This is a genomic window from Kitasatospora sp. NPDC056731 (genome assembly GCF_040687675.1).
Classification (GTDB): domain Bacteria; phylum Actinomycetota; class Actinomycetes; order Streptomycetales; family Streptomycetaceae; genus Kitasatospora.
In genome coordinates this window covers 1-16,516 of record NZ_JBFBNR010000033.1, presented here as the reverse complement: position 1 = coordinate 16,516, position 16,516 = coordinate 1, and the positions used below count along the sequence as shown (strand labels likewise).

At 75.8% G+C, this 16,516-nt stretch carries 15 protein-coding genes; 7 read left to right on the top strand and 8 right to left on the bottom strand.

Going from position 1 to position 16,516, the window contains the following annotated elements; translation table 11 throughout:
* Positions 1 to 452 precede the first annotated feature (452 nt).
* Together AB0R04_RS28055 and AB0R04_RS28050 are read left to right on the top strand one after the other, a co-directional pair.
* A complete protein-coding gene (locus tag AB0R04_RS28055; protein ID WP_363376009.1) occupies positions 453 to 1,571 on the top strand; it encodes a DUF4037 domain-containing protein in 1,119 nt (372 codons plus the stop codon).
* A gap of 123 nt (positions 1,572 to 1,694) precedes the next feature.
* Positions 1,695 to 2,471 (top strand): hypothetical protein, encoded by a 777-nt coding sequence (locus AB0R04_RS28050; RefSeq protein ID WP_363376007.1) that lies wholly within the window; start codon positions 1,695 to 1,697, stop codon positions 2,469 to 2,471.
* A 231-nt stretch (positions 2,472 to 2,702) separates the two neighbouring features.
* On the opposite strand, the gene AB0R04_RS28045 is transcribed toward AB0R04_RS28050, so the two are convergent.
* Entirely contained in the window at positions 2,703 to 3,218 is a 516-nt protein-coding gene (locus AB0R04_RS28045; RefSeq protein WP_363376006.1) for a cupin domain-containing protein, read from the bottom strand.
* A gap of 177 nt (positions 3,219 to 3,395) precedes the next feature.
* Entirely contained in the window at positions 3,396 to 4,298 is a 903-nt protein-coding gene (locus tag AB0R04_RS28040; protein ID WP_363376004.1) for a LysR substrate-binding domain-containing protein, read from the bottom strand.
* A gap of 65 nt (positions 4,299 to 4,363) precedes the next feature.
* On the opposite strand from AB0R04_RS28040, the gene AB0R04_RS28035 reads away from it, so the two are divergent.
* Positions 4,364 to 5,134 (top strand): NAD(P)-dependent oxidoreductase, encoded by a 771-nt coding sequence (locus AB0R04_RS28035; RefSeq protein WP_363376002.1) that lies wholly within the window; start codon positions 4,364 to 4,366, stop codon positions 5,132 to 5,134.
* A 167-nt stretch (positions 5,135 to 5,301) separates the two neighbouring features.
* Positions 5,302 to 6,114, top strand: a complete 813-nt coding sequence (locus tag AB0R04_RS28030; RefSeq protein ID WP_363376001.1) for a BPL-N domain-containing protein — start codon at positions 5,302 to 5,304, stop codon at positions 6,112 to 6,114.
* A 35-nt stretch (positions 6,115 to 6,149) separates the two neighbouring features.
* Here the strand turns inward: AB0R04_RS28030 and AB0R04_RS28025 are convergent, their stop codons facing one another.
* Both AB0R04_RS28025 and AB0R04_RS28020 read right to left on the bottom strand, forming a co-directional pair.
* Entirely contained in the window at positions 6,150 to 6,617 is a 468-nt protein-coding gene (locus AB0R04_RS28025) for an NADAR family protein (RefSeq protein ID WP_063352891.1), read from the bottom strand.
* Between the two features lie 192 nt (positions 6,618 to 6,809).
* Positions 6,810 to 7,673 (bottom strand): alpha/beta fold hydrolase, encoded by an 864-nt coding sequence (locus tag AB0R04_RS28020; RefSeq protein WP_363375998.1) that lies wholly within the window; start codon positions 7,671 to 7,673, stop codon positions 6,810 to 6,812.
* A gap of 48 nt (positions 7,674 to 7,721) precedes the next feature.
* Between AB0R04_RS28020 and AB0R04_RS28015 the strand changes: the two genes are divergently transcribed.
* The 3 genes from AB0R04_RS28015 to AB0R04_RS28005 all read left to right on the top strand — a co-directional run bounded on the left by AB0R04_RS28015 (position 7,722) and on the right by AB0R04_RS28005 (position 10,634).
* Complete coding sequence (locus AB0R04_RS28015) at positions 7,722 to 8,360, top strand: TetR/AcrR family transcriptional regulator (protein ID WP_363375996.1); 639 nt, start codon at positions 7,722 to 7,724, stop codon at positions 8,358 to 8,360.
* Positions 8,361 to 8,591: 231 nt separating this feature from the next.
* Entirely contained in the window at positions 8,592 to 9,386 is a 795-nt protein-coding gene (locus AB0R04_RS28010) for a hypothetical protein (RefSeq protein WP_363375994.1), read from the top strand.
* 138 nt (positions 9,387 to 9,524) lie between these two features.
* Entirely contained in the window at positions 9,525 to 10,634 is a 1,110-nt protein-coding gene (locus tag AB0R04_RS28005; RefSeq protein ID WP_363375991.1) for a PP2C family protein-serine/threonine phosphatase, read from the top strand.
* Positions 10,635 to 10,652: 18 nt separating this feature from the next.
* Here the strand turns inward: AB0R04_RS28005 and AB0R04_RS28000 are convergent, their stop codons facing one another.
* The 4 genes from AB0R04_RS28000 to AB0R04_RS27985 all read right to left on the bottom strand — a co-directional run bounded on the left by AB0R04_RS28000 (position 10,653) and on the right by AB0R04_RS27985 (position 16,330).
* Positions 10,653 to 11,480, bottom strand: a complete 828-nt coding sequence (locus tag AB0R04_RS28000) for an alpha/beta hydrolase (RefSeq protein ID WP_363375989.1) — start codon at positions 11,478 to 11,480, stop codon at positions 10,653 to 10,655.
* A gap of 246 nt (positions 11,481 to 11,726) precedes the next feature.
* Positions 11,727 to 13,049, bottom strand: a complete 1,323-nt coding sequence (locus AB0R04_RS27995) for a deoxyribodipyrimidine photo-lyase (protein ID WP_363375987.1) — start codon at positions 13,047 to 13,049, stop codon at positions 11,727 to 11,729.
* 53 nt (positions 13,050 to 13,102) lie between these two features.
* Positions 13,103 to 14,596, bottom strand: a complete 1,494-nt coding sequence (locus AB0R04_RS27990) for an SDR family oxidoreductase (RefSeq protein ID WP_363375985.1) — start codon at positions 14,594 to 14,596, stop codon at positions 13,103 to 13,105.
* Between the two features lie 690 nt (positions 14,597 to 15,286).
* Complete coding sequence (locus AB0R04_RS27985) at positions 15,287 to 16,330, bottom strand: MerR family transcriptional regulator (protein WP_363375983.1); 1,044 nt, start codon at positions 16,328 to 16,330, stop codon at positions 15,287 to 15,289.
* Positions 16,331 to 16,516 lie beyond the last annotated feature (186 nt).

Sequence of the window (16,516 nt, the reverse complement as noted above, 5' to 3'; positions counted from 1 at the left end):
CGGGTGATTCCCAATCGGTTCGGTGAACATCGCGAAGATTGATGCGCCAGAATCCCGGGCCCGGCCCGCAATCTCGTCACAACCCTGTGACATCAGTGCAGTTCAGGAACTCGAAACCGGAATTTGATGCATTTTTGTGCAACTCGCCCTTGTAGCCGTCCTGGCTGAATGTGACGATGTGCAGCAGCGTCATCCAGACCTGCGGGTCAGGAGCCCGGGGGCGCTGTCTACTCCAAATTCTCGGGAACACCGGCAGCGGGCCGTGTTGGCGCATGGGCCCGTCCGAACAGCAGAGACCGCCCGGCCCCAGCGGCCCGAGCGGTCTCTCTGTGTTTGTCCGCCGGGAAAAGGCGGCGGGCAGCGAACACGGCAGCCGACGGAAGGGGTTTCCGGGAAGCGGTGGTCCGGAATCCGGTGGCCCGGGGCGGCGGGGTGTTGGCACAGTGGGCCCCATGACGACTCCCGATGATGGTGGCGCGTTCGTCCCCGGCCTGGAGCTGGCTCGGACGCTGCACGAGGAGGCGGTGCGCCCGCTGCTGGCCGAGGCGTTCCCCGGACTCGGGTACGCGGCGGCGCGGGTGGGCGCGGGCTCGGAGGTGCTGGGCTTCGACACCGCCCGCTCGACGGACCACGACTGGGGCCCGCGCCTGGAGCTGTTCCTCTCCCCCGGCGACGCCGCCCGCCACGGGGAGCGGCTGCGCGAGGTGCTGGCGCACCGGCTGCCCCGGCAGGTGCGCGGCCGCTCCACGCACTTCCGGCGCGGCCCGGACCCCCTCGACCCGGTGCGCCACCCCGACTGGACCGAGGGCCCGGTGGACCACCTGGTCGAGGTCCACGACGTGCCCTCCTGGCTGGCCGCCCGGCTGGGCCCGGCGGCGGCCGGGTGGTACCGGACGGACCCGGGGGCCGGTGACTGGCTGGCACTGCCGCAGCAGCGCCTGGCCGAGGTGACCGGCGGCGCGGTGTTCCACGACGGCCCGGGCGACCTCACCGCGGCCCGGCGCCACCTGGCCTGGTACCCGGAGCAGGTGTGGCGCTACCTGCTGGCCTGCCAGTGGCGGCGGATCGAGCAGGAGGAGGCGTTCGTCGGGCGCTGCGCCGAGGTCGGCGACGAGCTCGGCTCGATGGTGGTGGCCGCCCGCCTGGTCCGGGAGGTGATGCGGCTGTCCCTGCTGATGGAGCGCCGCTACGCCCCGTACGGCAAGTGGCTGGGCAGCGCGTTCGGGCGCACCGGCGCCGCCGGGGAGCTGGGGCCGCTGCTGCACGGCGCGCTGACGTCCAGTCATGTCGCGGAGCGGGAGCGGTACTTGTGCGAGGCGTACGAGGCCGCGGCACGCCGGCACAACGCCCTGGGGCTGACCGCACCGCTGGCGGCGGCCCGCCGGCCGTTCCACGGCCGCCCCTACCTCGTCCTGGACGCCGGCCGCTTCGCCCGGGCACTGCTGGATACGGTCACCGACGCGCGGCTGCGCGCCCTGCCGCCGGTGGGCGGCGTGGACCAGTGGACGGACAGCACCGACCTGCTCGGCCTGCCGCAGGCCGTCCGGACGGCGGTCGGCACCCTCGACTGAACCCGGCGGCCGGCGGAATTCGGGTACGGCGGCGCATTGCGGTGCGGGCCGCCGCCGGGCCAGCCTGTGGGGCGGACGCCGCGACCCGCGCGGGCGCCACCCGGCCCGAGAGGACCCCGCCCGGTGAACGGCTTCGAGTACCTGGTCGGCATGCTGCTGGCCCAGCCCGTACGGGCCCGGGACGCGCTGCGCGCCCGCCTGCCCACCACCCGCCGGCTGCGCGCCCTGGCCTCCTCGCCGCGGGTCGAGGCGCTGCGGGCCGCCGAGCGCGAGCGGATCCGCCGGATGGTCGAGGGCCTGGCCGCGGTGGAGGGCGTGGCGCACCTGCTGACCCGCGTCGCCGACCACTGCAACCGCCCCTCCTCGCTCGGCCTGCTCACCACCACCGCCGAGGGCCGCGGCGTGCTGGTCTGCCGGATGAGCGCCGCCGCCTACTTCGCCACCGGCGAGGACATCACCGCCGTCCTGCCCAGGATCGAGGCGGCGGGCCTGGCCGACTGGGGCTTCCCGAACACCTGGGGCGACGAACCGCCGTACTCACCGGGCACGGTCGGCTACGCGCTGCGCTACCACCGCGACCGCGGCCTCTTCCCCGACGGCCGGCGGATGCCCGGCCCGAACCTGTCCACCGCCGACGCCACCCTGGCCTGGGACCTGCCCGGCATCCCCCGCCCGGACCCGTACTGGCCGCGCCCGGGCAGCGACGTGTACTTCCGGCACGAGCAGATCCCGGCGGACGGCGACCCGGCCGCGCTGCTGCGGGCCGCCCGCGCCGAGGGGCGGGGCCCGGTGCTGGTGCTCACCTTCGGCCGCGACTGGACGGACACCTGCACGTACCACGCCGTGCCGCGCGGGCGCGGACGCAAACACGGGCGCGGGCGCGGGCGCGAACTGGGCTGAGCGCCCGGTGCGGCCGGGGGCGGCGCCCCGGCCGCGCGCACGGTTCAGGCGCTCAGCACTGGGGCCGGCGGCCGTGGTTGGCCCCGCGCCGGGCCCGGGCCTTCTTCTTGCGGCGACGCTTCGACGACATGGCCACTCCTCTCGCAACCAGGACACCCCCGGCTTCCACCGTTCCACACCCGGCCCGCACCGGCCCGCCGGGATCGGCCGTCACGGGCCCCGGGCGGGGCCTCAGGCGGGGGCGGCGCTCCGGTCGAGGGCGGCGCGCCAGGCAGGACTGTCGACGTAGTGGTTGTCGAAGCGCCCGGCGGAGGCGGCGATCGCGCCCGGGTCGGTCTCGCCGCGCATGACGCTGCCCAGCAGGCGCAGGTAGTCGAAGCGGTCCATGCCCGGGGTGAACACGAACAGGACGTCGGCCTCGGCGCCCGGGGCGGCGGCGAAGGCGTGCGGGGTGTGCGGCGGCACAGCGAGGAAATCGCCCTCGCCCAGGATCGTGACCTCCTCGCCGACCAGCACCTGCAGCGAGCCGCCGATCACGAAGAACAGCTCCCACGCCCGGGTGTGGAAGTGCGCGGGGGCCCCGACGGCGCCCTTGGCGAAGGTGGAGCGGTAGCTGGTGAACCCGCCCTCGGTGTGCGCCGAGTCGGCGAGCAGGGTCATGGTGCTGCTCGGGTCGGCGCAGGTCTCGGCCTCGGCGTGGCGGGTCAGCACGGGGGCGGCGGTGGCGGTGTTGCTCGTCGTCGTCATGGGACCAGGCTAGAACCGGAAAGACCCGCCATCAGGTGGCAATTGAATGCCACTTTCACGGGTCAATTCCCGGGCCGGCGGCCGCTGGCAGACCGGCCCGATGACGACGGACGATCTTCTGCGGCACCAGGACGAACGGCAGGCCGAGGCCGCGTCCGCCTGACCCGTCCGTCCGCGCTACTCCCCCGGGCCCGGGCTCGCCGCGGCCCGCAGGTGGGTGAGGAAGGCGGTGACGGCGGGTGGGGGCCGGTGGGGGTGGCGGGTGGCGGTGTGGACGTGGCGCACGGAGGTGTCGTCGGGGTGCAGGGCGATGAGGGCGACGTCGGGGCGGGCGGCGCGGGCGGCGAGGGAAGGGATCAGGGTGGCGCCCAACCCGGCGGCGACGAGGCCGAGTTTGGCGGTCCAGCCGGCGACCTCGTACTCGATGCGGGGCTGGAAGCCGCTGCGCACGCAGGCGGCGAGGAGGGTGGATTCGGTGCGGCGGCTGGCGGCGATCCAGGGTTCGTCGGCGAGTTCGGCCAGCCGCAGGCGCCGGCGCGAGGCGAGCCGGTGCCGGCGGGGCAGGGCCACCAGGACCGGGTCGTCGATGAGCTGCTGGAGGTCGAACTGCTCGGTGTCATAGCGGTGTTCGGGGTAGGCGGCGACCACGGCGAGGTCGATGGCGCCGTCGCCCAGCAGGGTCAGCAGGTGGGCGGAGAGCCCTTCGGTGAGGGTGATGGCGACGTCGGGGTGGGCGGCGCGGAAGGCGGCGAGGGCGCCGGGGACGAGGGCGGCGTTGGCGCTGTCGAAGGCGCCCACGCGCAGCCGTCCGGCGCTGAGTTCGGTGAGCGCGGCGAGGTCGCGGCGGGTGCCGTCGAGGCGTTCGAGCAGGGCTTCGGCGTGCGGCAGGAGGGTGCGGCCGTGCTCGGTGAGGCGGACGCCGCGGGCGAGGCGGTCGAAGAGCACCGCGCCGAGTTCGGCCTCCAGGGTGGAGATCTGCCGGGAGACGGCGGACTGGGTGTAGCCGAGGCGTTCGCCGGCGGCGGTGAAGGAGCCCAGGCGGGCCGCGGTGCGGAAGACGTCCAGCCAAGCCATGTCCATCCGGCATGGCTATCATGCGGGACATTCGTTTGTCGCCTGGCTGGTGGCTGCCTAGCGTGGTGGCCATGGAGAAGATCGCTTTTCTGGGACTGGGCCGGATGGGCCTGCCGATGGCCCGTCGCCTCGCCGCCGCCGGCCACCCGTTGACCGTCTGGAACCGCACGCCGGGCCGCGCCGGCGGCCTCGTCGAGGCGGCCTGCCCGGCCGAGGCCGTGCGGGGGGCGGGGGTGGTGGTCACGATGCTGTCCGATCCGGCGGCGGTGGCCGACGTGGCCGGCCGGTTCGGGCCCGGGCTGGCGCCCGGCACGCTGTGGATCGACATGTCCTCGATCGGCCCGCGCGCGGCCGGCGAGTTGAGGGCCGGGCTCCCGGCCGGGGTGGCCATGGTGGACGCGCCGGTGCTGGGCAGTGTGGGCCCGGCGGCCACCGGCGACCTGGTCGTCTACGCGGGCGGCGAGGACGCCGACCTGGACCGGGCGCAGCCCGTCCTGGAGCAGCTGGGCCGGGTGCTGCGCTGCGGCGGGCCCGGTTCGGGGGCGGCGTTGAAGGTGGTGGTGATCGGCGCCGTGGTGGCGTCGGTGGCGGTGGTGGGCGAATCGCTGGCGGTGGCCGGGGAGTTGGGCGTGCCGCGGGAGCTGGCGATGGAGGCGCTGGCGGCCGGGCCACTCGCGGGGGTGGTGGCCCGGGCGCGCAGCCGGGAGGCGGATTTCCCGATCCGGCTGGCGGCCAAGGATCTCGCCCTGGCGGGTGGCGGCCCGGTGCTGTCGGCGGCGCGCCAGGTGCTGCTGGCCGATCCCTCGATCGCGGAGGAGGACCTGTCGCGCGTGGTCGGGTGAGGCGGCGCGGGCCACGGCCGGGCCCGCCTCCCGTCAACGCGGACGGCGCGGGGGCACCCGTTCGGGGGGCGGACGTGCGGCGCGGGCCGCTGTGCCCGTAGCGTCGTCGCTGCACACGGCGTAGGTCCTGTCCGGGGAGGGTGTCAGCGATGGCGGGAGTGCCGGTCATGAGGGGTGGGCGGCGGCCCGGGCGGGCCGCTGCGGCCCTGGCGGTGGCGGCGGCGCTGCTGACGGCGTCCGCCTGCGGCGCCTCCCCCGTGCCGGACGGCGCGGCCGACGACGCGGTCGCCGCCGCCGACGGGCGGCCGCTCGCTCTGGTCTACCGGGGCCCGGCGGCCTGCGAGGGCTGCCCGGAGGCGGCGCGGGAGCTGCTGGAGCGCGACGGCTTCGCGGTGCGCTACGTCGGGCCCGAGGAGCGGCTGCGCTTCGGCGCGGGCGTGCTGGCCGGCGCCGCGCTGTACGTGCAGCCGGGCGGCACCAACGGGCAGGAGGTGAGCACCGCGTGGGGCCTGCTGCGGCGCGACCCCGGCTTCTCGCCGGAGCTGGTGCGCGACTTCGTCCGGGGCGGCGGGCGCTACCTGGGCCTGTGCATGGGCGGCTACCTGGCCGGCGACCCGGGCTACGACCTCCTGCCGGGCGACTCCGGGCAGTACATCCACTCCCGGGGGGCGACCGTCACCGACGAGCAGGACCGCCTCGTCGACGTCGCCTGGCGCGGCCGCCCGCAGCGGATGTACTTCCAGGACGGCCCGTACTTCGACGTCGACGGCCCGGGCGTGGACGTCCTGGCCCGCTATTCCAACGGCCGCGCCGCCGCCGTCACCGCCCCCTACGGGGCCGGCCGGGTGGCGGTCAGCGGCCCGCACCCGGAGGCCCCCGCGGACTGGTACCGCGACTACCACCTGCCCGACGAGTCGAAGACCGGCCTGGGCCTGGGCGACGACCTGCTGCACGACCTGATGGCGGCCCCCGCGTCCTGACGTTCCGTCAACTCGCCTGCGGGTGGGCTGCGGTGTCACGCCCGCTCGGCGGGTCCGGCGGGGAACTCGGCGCGCAGCCGGGTACGGGTGCGCATCAGGATGCGGCCGAGCATGTTCCTGCCGGTGCCGGTGCGTCCGCGACCCCAGTAGTGGTCGGTGCCGGTGTCCTCGACGAGTTCCTCGTCGCCGGTGGCGAGCAGGACGGCGCGGATGTCCGGGTGCTCCCGGAACTTGGCCGCCACCGCCCGGCGCATCACGTCGTCCTTGACGCGCTCCCAGTCGCGGCGCAGCGGTCCGGCCGGGTCGCGGCCCAGTTCGGCGGCGCGCAGCGGGGTGCGGGCGCGGCGGACGAGGTCGGCGTGGCGGGTGCCGGCGAACTTCTGGGCCTGGAAGTAGTGCTCGGAGGTGGGCCAGAGGTGTCCGTCGAGGTGGAGGGGGTGGGGGGAGAAGTTGGAGAAGCAGCCGTGCGGGGCTTCGTCGGCGCCGTAGAAGTAGATGGTCATCGGGGCCTCGTGGAGGGGGTGTTGGCGGGAGCCGTACGGTCGCAGGCGTGCGGCCGCGCCCGCAACCGGTTTTCGTCCGGTCGCGGGCACGGGCTCGGGTTCGACGGGCCTCGGCAGGGCTCGGCGCGGTTCACGTGGTGCTCCGTCAGCGGGACGGTGCGCAGCGGGAGCCCCCGGGGGCGGCCGGTGGCGCTACCGCCCGGCGGGGTGCAGGACGCGGTCGGCCACCAGGTCCGGCCGGTCGGTCGGCAGGGCGTGGCCGGCGCCGGGCACGATCTCCGTCCGGGCCGAGGGCACGAGGCGGCCGAGGCGTTCGGCGACCGCGTGCGCGTCGTGCATGGCGCTGCGCTCCCCGAGCAGGAACAGTGCGGGGACGTCCAGGCGGCGCAGTTCCTCGTCGGAGAGGACCGGGGGCACCGGGAGGGCGCGGCGGAACCCCATCGACGCGCGCATCAGGGCCATCAGTTCGGTCTCCAGGATGGCGCTGTTGCCGACCAGGCGGGCCAGTCGGGGGCGCAGCGCCCGCGGCGCGGTGGCGGCGAGGCCGCCGGCGATCACCCAGGCGTAGAACCGGGCGCCCATGTCGGCGAAGCCCGCCGGGTCCACCAGGGTGAGGGAGGCGACCCGCCCGGGGTGGTGGATCTGGTGGTGGAGCGCCAGCCAGCCGCCGTAGGAGCAGCCGACGACCTGGGCGTCCGTCACCTCCAGTGCGGCCAGGAGTTCGTCCAGCCAGGCGGCCGCGTCCCGGCCGTCGGCGATCGGGGCGCTCTGCACGCTCGCGCCCGGTTCGCCGACCGTGTCGACGGCGATGACCGGGCGGTGGCGGGCCAGCGTGTCGATGTAGCGGTGCCACATCAGTGCGTTTCCGCCCGAGCCGGGCAGCAGCACGATCGGCTCGCCGTGCTGCGGGCCGGTGCGGTAGACGCGGGTGGTCCCGAACGCGGTCGTGAGGTCCAGCGCCGTCCGAGGCCCGGGCCACAGTTCCGTCAGGGCCCGCTCGTAGGCGGCGCGAAACCGGTCCCCGGCCTGGTCGTTCTTGAACTGGCTGATTCGCATGATACATGTGTATCACGGCATGATACGGGTGTACCAGGGAGGTCGTACATGAACGCGCGGGTCGATCACGAGGAACGCCGGCGACAGATCGCCGAAGCACTGCTGCGCATCGCCGACACCCAGGGGCTGCAGGCCGCCAGCATGCGGGCGGTCGCCACCGAGGCGGGCGTCTCCCTGCGGCTGGTGCAGTACTACTTCACGACCAAGGAGGGGCTGCTGCTGGACGCGCTGGAGCGGCTCGGCGCCCAACTCCAGGCCCGCATGGCGGCGTGGATCACCGCGGCCGCCACCCCGTCCACGCCGCGCGGCCTGGTGACCGCGGTCCTGTCCAGCATCCTGCCCACCGACCCGGAGAGCCGCCGGATCACCCGCACCTACGCCGCGTACTACACGCTGGTGCTCAGCGATCCCGCGCTGGTGGAGAAGCACGGGACGCCCCAGCCCGACCTGCTGGAGGGCTTCCTCGCCAAGCAGGTCCGCACGGCCCAGCAGGCCGGGCAGATCGACCCCGCCAGGGACCCGGAGATGACCGCCGCCGGGCTGCTGGCCATGGTCAACGGCCTCGGCTCCAGCGTGCTCGGCGGCCAGCGCACCGGCGACGCCGCGCTGGCGATCCTCACCCACCACCTGGACGAGCTGTTCCGCGGCCGCCCCCGCGGTGACGCCCCGGCCCTGCCGACCGCCTGACCGGCGTCCCCCCGACCGGCCGGCCTCCCGCCGCCGCCGGGGCGGGCCGCCGTTCGGCCGGATCGCGTCCGGCCGCCCCGCAGGCGCCCTGTCCGCCCCGGCGCCGGTGCACGAGAATGTGCCGGTCCCGCGCGAGGGGCTGGCGAAGCGGCCAACTCCCGTACCGGGCACTCCTTTTCCGTTACCGAATGGGGAGGTTCACCGACCGTGTACAGGAGACTTCCGCAAGCCGTGTTGTCGGGTGTGCTGGTCGTGGCCTTCGCGGGGACGACCGCGTGGGCCACGACGACCACGGCGAGGGGCGCGGGCACGGCCCCCGCGCCGGGCGTCGCCGCCGGGTGCGGGGCCGACGCGGCCGCCCAGGGCCTGGCCAGCACCGCCCTCCCGAACACCCTGGTGGAGACGCCGCGCTCCGACGGGCGGACCGAACAGTTCCAGCAGTTCTACGACAGTTCGGCGGCCTCGCTCCTGCCCTTCGTCTGGCACCGCTCCCAGGACGCGCCCGGGGGCGCCTACGGCGGCTGGGAGCGCGTCAGCGCCACCCCCGTGGGCCCGAAGCTGTACCAGGTGAGCGCCGTCGAGAACAGCGCCGGCGGCCTGGAGGTGTTCTTCGCCTCCTACGGCGGCTTCTGCCACACCGTCCTGCCCGCGCCCGGCGGCTCCTGGACCCCGACCGAGAACTTCGAGCTGTCACCGCCGCCGTACCACGGCGGGCTCACGCTCTTCAGGGAACGCGACGGCCGGCTGCACGCCTTCGCCTCCGGCGCCGGCACGAACGCGGCGATGGAGGTGCGCAGCCAGGACGTCGACGCCCAGGACTCCTGGGGCCCGGTGCGCCGGCTGCCCAGGCTGCCGGACCCCAACGCGGGCCTGGGCGCGCCGACCTCGGTCGTCCAACTGCCGGACGGGCGGCTGCGGGTGACCGTCCGCGAGTGGAACCGCGACCGCTACTGGCGGACCACCGAGGTGGACCGGTTCGTCTCCTGGGAGCCGTGGCAGCTCTGCGCGGACAGCACCTGCGCCTGACGGCCGGGCGGCGGGCAGCCGGGCGCCGGGCGTCCGGGCCCGGGCGGGCGCTCGCCCGTCCGGGCGGGCTGCGCTGGCGGCCGGGTGGGGCCGCCGGTATGCCTGGGGGGACGGCGAGGCGGCGGAGAGGACGGCGGGGTGGGCGGCGCGGACGCGGACGGGAGCGGGGACCGGGACGACGGGGGGACGCGGGCGCCGGGCAACCGGGCGGTGGTGCTGGGGGTGCTGGCCTCCACCGCGGTGGTGCTGCTCGCCCAGGCGGCGAGCGGCACCAGCGCCCGGCTGGTGCTGCTGCTGGTGTTCCTGCCGGCCCTGCTGGCGGGGCTGGGCACCGTCGCGCAGACGGTCGCGGTCTCGGTGTGGGTGGCCGGGGTGGTGGCGGTCAGCACGGTGCTGTTCCCGCCGTCCTCGCTGGCCGCCCGGATGGGCACCCTGGTGGGGGTGATCGGCGCCGAGGCGGCCGTGGTCGGGCTGTGCGCGCGACGGGTGCGGCGCGAACAGGAGCTGTTCCGGATGCGGCAGACCGCCGTCGCCCTGCAACGCCAGCTGCTGCGCCCGCTGCCGGTGCTCACCCCCGACGTCCAGCTGTACGGGCTGTACCGGCCGGTGGAGGAGGACGCCCTGGTCGGCGGCGACCTGTACGACGTCGCCGACACCCCGTACGGCACCCGGGTGCTGGTGGGCGACGTGCAGGGCAAGGGCCTGCCGGCGATCGGCGCGGGCTTCGCAGTGCTGAGCGCCTTCCGGGAGGCGGCCTTCCGGGAGCCGGCGCTGACCGGCGTCGCGGACGCCCTGGAGGCGGCGGTGGAGCGGCACAACGCGTACGCGGTGCAGGGCGGCGAGAGCGAGCGCTTCGTCACCGCGACCGTGCTGGGCGTGGAGCGCGGCACGGACGTGCAGGCCGTCAACTGCGGCCACCTCGCCCCCTACCTGCTGCACGGCGGCCGGGTCGAGGCCGTGCCGCTGCCGGCCGGGGTGCCGCTCGGGCTGGCGGAGCTGACCGACGAGGTGCGCACCGTCCGGTGGTTCGCGCTGCCCGAGGACGGCGTGCTGGTGCTGCTCACCGACGGGATCACCGAGGCCCAGGACGCCACCGGCGCGTTCTACCCCGTCGAGCGGGGCCTGGCCGCCCTCGCCGCCGCCCCCGCCGCCCTGCTGCCCGAGGCCCTGGACCGCGAGGCCCGCCGCTGGAGCGGGGGCCGCAGCCGCGACGACGTCACGGCGCTGTCCCTGCGCCGCGCGCCCTGAGGCTGCCCTGAGGCGCCCTCACCGCTTGAGGAACTCCAGCAGGTCGGCGTTGAAGCGCTCCTTGTCGCCGGGGACCATCGCGATGCCGTGCGAGCCGTTCTCGTAGACCTTCAGGACGGCGCCGGGGATGATCCGGGCGGCCCGGCGGGCGGTGGCCTCGACGGGGACGATCCGGTCGTCGTCGCCGTGCACGATCAGGGTGGGGATGTCGAACCCGGCCAGGTCCTCGTGGAAGTCGGTGTAGCCGAAGGCGTCCACGCAGTCGACGCCGCCCTCGATGGTCTGGTGCATCGCCATGAACCAGAACGCGTCCCGGTTGCCCTGGGTGGCGCGGGAGCCGGGGCGGTCGGCGGAGAAGAAGTTGACGGAGGTGTCCTGCCAGAACTGGGAGCGCTCGGTGAGGATGCCGGCCTTGATGTCGTCGAAGACGCTGCCGGGCACGCCGTGCGGGTTGTCGGGGCCCTGCAGCATGGACGGGGTGATCGCCGACAGCAGGACGGCGGAGCGGATCCGCCCGGTGCCGTGGCGGCCGATGTAGCGGGCGAGCTCGCCGCCGCCCATGGAATGGGCCACCAGGGTGACGTCGCGCAGGTCGAGCCCGGTGAGCAGGCTGTCGAGGTCGTCGGCGAAGGTGTCGAAGTCGTAGCCGCCGTAGACCGGGGCGGAACGGCCGTGGCCGCGCCGGTCGTGGGCGATGGCCCGCAGGCCGGCGTCCGCGACGGCCTTCAGCTGGTCCTGCCAGGCGTCGCCGTTGAGCGGCCAGCCGTGGATGAACACGACGGGGCGCCCGCTGCCCCAGTCCTGGTAGAAGATCTCGACGCCGTCGCGGGTCCTGGAGATGGGCATGCTCCTGCTCCTTCGGGTGGTGCGCCGGGGGTGGGGCGGCCTGTCGGCGTGACCTGCCGGGGCGGCCTGCCCGGCGGCCTGCCGGGCCGCGGGTTTCATCCAACGGGAGGCGGGTGGGGCCCGCATCCCGCGGCGGCCGGGGCCCGGGCGGGAGCGGACGCGGCGCTACGCCGTTCGGGTGAGTTCGGGCGAGGGCGGATGAGTTTCGGGTCAGGGCGGATGAGTGCGGGTGAGGACGAGGGCGGTTCAGCCGCTCTCGCGCAGGCGGGTGCCGAGGGCGTCGGGGGGCAGCAGGGGCGCCGGGTAGCCGGCCGGGGGCTCGGCGAGCTCCCAGGGGCGGTGGACGGCGCGGGCGGGCAGGTGGGCGAGCTCGGGGACCCAGCGGCGCACGTAGGCGCCGTCGGGGTCGTAGCGGTCGGCCTGGCGCAGCGGGTTGAGGACGCGGTTGGGGCGGGTGTCGGTGCCGGTGCCGGCGGCCCACTGCCAGTTGAGCTGGTTGTTGGCGAGGTCGCCGTCGACGAGCAGGGAGAGGAAGTGGGCGGCGCCGGGGCGCCAGTGGTGGCGCAGGCTCTTGGTGAGGAAGGAGGCGGTGAGCAGGCGGGCCCGGTTGTGCATCCAGCCCTCGTGGGCGAGTTGGCGCAGGCCGGCGTCGACGATCGGGTAGCCGGTGCGGCCCTCGCGCCAGGCCTGGAGCTCGCGTTCGTCGTCGTACCAGCGGACGGGGCGGGGGCGGTAGTCGGCGTGGGCGGCGTCGGGGCGGGCCGCGAGGACCTGGTGGTGGAAGTCGCGCCAGGCGAGTTGGCGCACCAGCGCGGCCGCGCCGGGGGTGTCGGACTTCCCGGCGCGGTGGGCGAGTTCGGTGGCGGACAGGCAGCCGAAGTGCAGGTACGGCGAGAGGCGGGAGGTGGCATCGGCGGCGAGGTCGTCGTGCAACTGCTCGTAGTCGTCCGGGTTCCAGGCGCGCAGGCGGCGGCGGGCGGCGCTCTCGCCGCCGGGGGCGCGGCCCGGGGAGGTGCCGGCGGGGGCGGCAGGCAGCGGGGCGCTCGCGGGGCCGTCGGGGGTGGCGAGGGTGCGCGGGGCGGGCAGGACGGTGCGCCGGGGGGCCTGCTGCCAGGCGCGGTGGTAGGGGGTGAAGACGGCGTAGTGGTCGCGCCCGGCCGGGGTGACGAGGCCGGCGGGGACGATGGTGAGCGCGGCGTCGTGCAGGTGCAGGCGCTCGCCGAGGGCACGACGCAGGGCGTGTTCGCGGCGGGTGGCGAAGGCGGAGACGCCGGCGTTGGTGTGGACGGTGTCGGCGCCGCACTCGGCGGCCAGGCGGGCGGCCTGTTCGGCGGGGTCGCCGTGGCGCAGGACCAGGCGGGAGCCGGCGGCGCGCAGCGCCCGGTCGAGGTCGGCGAGGCTCTCGGCGAGGAAGGCCTGCCGGTTGGGGGCGGCGAAGCCGGCCCGGGCGATGGCCGGGTCGAGGACGAACAGGGGGACGACCTGGTCGGCGCGGGTGCGGGCGGCGTACAGGGCGGGGTTGTCGTGCAGGCGCAGGTCCTGGGTGAACAGGACGACGGCGGTGCTCATCGGGGGCCTCGTGCGGTGGGGTGCGGGTGCGGGTGGGGATGGGGACAGGGGTGTCAGGCGGCGGGTCGGGCGCGTTCGGTGATGTTGCGGGCCATGGCGCCGAACACCAGGGCGTGAAAGGGCGCCACCGACCACCAGTAGAGGTGGCCGGCCAGTCCGTGCGGGTGGAACAGCGCCCGCTGCTGGTAGAGCGCGCCGCCGTCGCCGTCGGGTGTCACGCGCAGTTCGAGCCAGGCCAGGCCCGGCAGGCGCATCTCGGCGCGCAGCCGCAGCAGGTGTCCGGGTTCGATCTCCTCGACCCGCCAGAAGTCGAGCGCGTCGCCGACCCGCAGCCGGTGGCGGTCGCGGCGGCCCCGGCGCAGGCCGACGCCGCCGGCCAGGCGGTCCAGACGGCCCCGCAGGGCCCAGGCCAGCGGCAGGGAGTACCAGCCGTTCTCGCCGCCGACGCCCTCCACCACCCGCCACAGCGCGGCCGGGTCGGCGGCCACCCGGCGTCGGCGCAGGTCCTGGTAGAGGCTGCCGCCGGCCCAGTCGGGGTCGGTGGGCAGCGGGTCGCTGGGCGCGCCGGGCAGGGAGGCGGAGGACCAGCGGGTGGAGACCTGGGCGTCGCGGATGCGCCGCAGGGCCAGTTCCACGGCCCGGTCGAAGCCGGTCAGGCCCCCGGGCGGGTCGGGGATCCAGCGGGCGATGTCGTGTTCGCGGCACACCACCTCGTGGCGCAGCGACTCCACCAGCGGGCGGGCGAGCGAGCCCGGTACGGGGGTGACCAGGCCCACCCAGTGGCTGGACAGGCGCGGGGAGAGCACGGGCACCGGCACGATCAGGCGCCGGGGCAGGTCGGCGACCTCGGCGTAGTGGCGCATCATCAGCCGGTAGGTGAGCACGTCGGGCCCGCCGATGTCGAAGGTGCGGTCGACCTCGGGGGGCAGGGCGGCGGCGCCGACCAGGTAGCGCAGCACGTCGCGTACGGCGATCGGCTGGATGCGGGTGTCGACCCAGCGGGGGGTGACCATCGCCGGGAGCCGTTCGGTCAGGTGGCGCAGCATCTCGAAGGAGGCCGAGCCGGAGCCGATGATCACCGCGGCCCGCAGTTCGGCGGTGGGGACACCACCCGTGCGCAAGGCGCGGCCCACTTCGGCGCGCGAGCGCAGGTGGGCCGACAGGTGCGCTTCGGGCACGCCTGCGGGCAGCAGCCCGCCGAGGTAGACGATGCGCCGGGTGCCGGCGGCGGCGGCCGCCTCGGCGAAGGCCTCGGCGGCCTGCCGGTCCCGGGTCTCGAAGCCGGGCCCGGTGCCCAGGGAGTGGACCAGGTAGTAGGCGGCGTCGATGCCGTCGAAGGCCGCGGGCAGGGTCTCGGCGCGGGTGACGTCCCCGGTGACGGCCTCCACGTCGGCCCGCCAGGGCTGGTCCCGCAGCCGGAGCGGGTCGCGGACCAGGCAGCGCACCCGGTACCCGGCGGCGAGCAGTTCGGGCACCAGGCGCCCGCCGATGTAGCCGGTGGCGCCGGTGACCAGGCAGTGCGGGCGCGTCCGGGTCGGCTCGTCCACCTGCGGCTCCTCTCGTGCGGGCGGGTGCGCCCCCCGTGCCCCGCCAGGCGCGGGGGGCGCTGCCGGGGTGTTCGGAGCGGACGCGGCCAGAGATTGGACGGGGGCGGGGATTCGAGTCTTCCAGGGGTCTCCTGCGGGCGCCTGGGCGTGCGGGCGCAGGGCCGGGAATCCGGTGTCCTTCGCGGGCAATCCGCGCCGGGTGCGGCTTCGAACGCCTGACGTCGCCGTGCCACCGTGCACAGGAAGTCGGACCCGCCGACTTCCTGTGCACGGTGGCATGGTGGGCATGGCGGCTGACGCGGCACGGCAGCTCTCGCCAAGAAAAATATGTAGACCGACCGGCATATTTCTTCTACGCCACGATTCCAGCCGCGCGAGAAGTCGGCAGGTCCGACTTCTCGCGCACGCCGAACCGCTCCCGCTTTCCGGCTCCCCGCCCGCCCGCCGTACGCGCAGCCGAATATGTAGACCGACCGATATATTTTTCCGTTTCGCAGGCCCGTTCGAGGCCCCGCCGCGTGGCGAAGCCGAGGGGCGAGGCGCCCCGCACAGGAAGTCGGGCAGGCCGACTTCCTGCGGGCACTGCGGGCACGATCAAATCTGTAGACCGGTCGGTATATTCATGCCCGAAGCCAGCGGCACGAGCCGGCCTGTGGAACCGCGCCACATGACCACACCGGCAGGCGGGGTTCAGCGCAGCAGGTGCTCCAGCTGGTCGAGAGCGGTGGGCAGGTCGCGGGGGCGCAGGGCGCCCGGGGGGCGGCGGGGGCCGGTCCAGCCGGGGCCGGCGGTCAGGACGACGGGACGGGTGCGGGCACCGTGGGGGCCCCAGGCGGTCTCGGCGACACGGCGGGCCAGGGCCCGGTCGGCGGTGCGGGCGACCTGGGACCACAGCAGGACGGCGGGCGGGCCGGTGCGGCGGACCGCTTCCAACAGGGCTTCGGTCGGCAGGGCCGGGCCGAACATCCGAAACGGCAGACCCCGTTCGGCCAGTCCCGCGGCCAGCGCCTCCAGTGGCAGGGCATGCAGTTCGGCGGGCATGCCCGCGAGCAGGACGGCCGGACCCTGCGACGGCTCGGCCCGGTCGGCGGCGCGGCGCAGAGCGGCGGCGACGTGCCAGGACAGCAGGTGCTCGACCTCGACGTAGCGCTCGCCCTCGGCGGCCCACTTGCGGCCGGCGGCGCGCAGGGCGGGCATCATCACCTCGGTCCAGGCGGCGACCGGGCCGAAGGTGTCGACGCTGTGTCGCAGGATCCGGGCGAGCTCGGGGGCGTCGAGGCGAACGGCCGCGCGGGCCAGCCCCCGGCATTCGGGGCGGACGGTGCCGACGGGCAGGGTGTTCCCGCCGCCGCGGGCCGGCCCGCCGGCAAGCGACCCCGACGGCTCGGACGGCCCGGACACCTCGGACGTCTCTGGCGGCCCCGGCGGCCCCGGCGGCCCCGGCGGCTCGGACGGCCCGGATCGCCCGGGCGGCCCTGGGGCCTCGGCGGCGAGGGCGAGGCGGGCGGCCTCGGCCGGGGTGACGCCGCGGGCGGTCAGGCGGCACATCTCCGCCAGGACGGCGACGTCCCGCGGACTCCACTGGCGGTGGCGCCCGGGGTCGCGCCGGGCGGGGCCGACGCCGTAGCGGCGTTCCCAGGAGCGGACGGTGGCCGGGGAGACGCCGAGCATGCGGGCGAGGGCACCGGTGGTCAGGCTGGCCTGGGCCGGCGGCCGACCGGCGGAGGCAGACACGGGGACTGGGACCGGGACGGGGACAGGCACATGCGTGAGCCTATGCGGGGCAGGACGGGGCAGCGGGCGTCGCGGATGCGGGCGGCAAGCAGTGCTCGTTCCGCGGAAGCCATCGGTGTGCGCAGGAAGTCGGACCCGCCGACTAAGGTGGCGGCTGACCATCAGTCGAAGGGGCTGGTCCGGTGG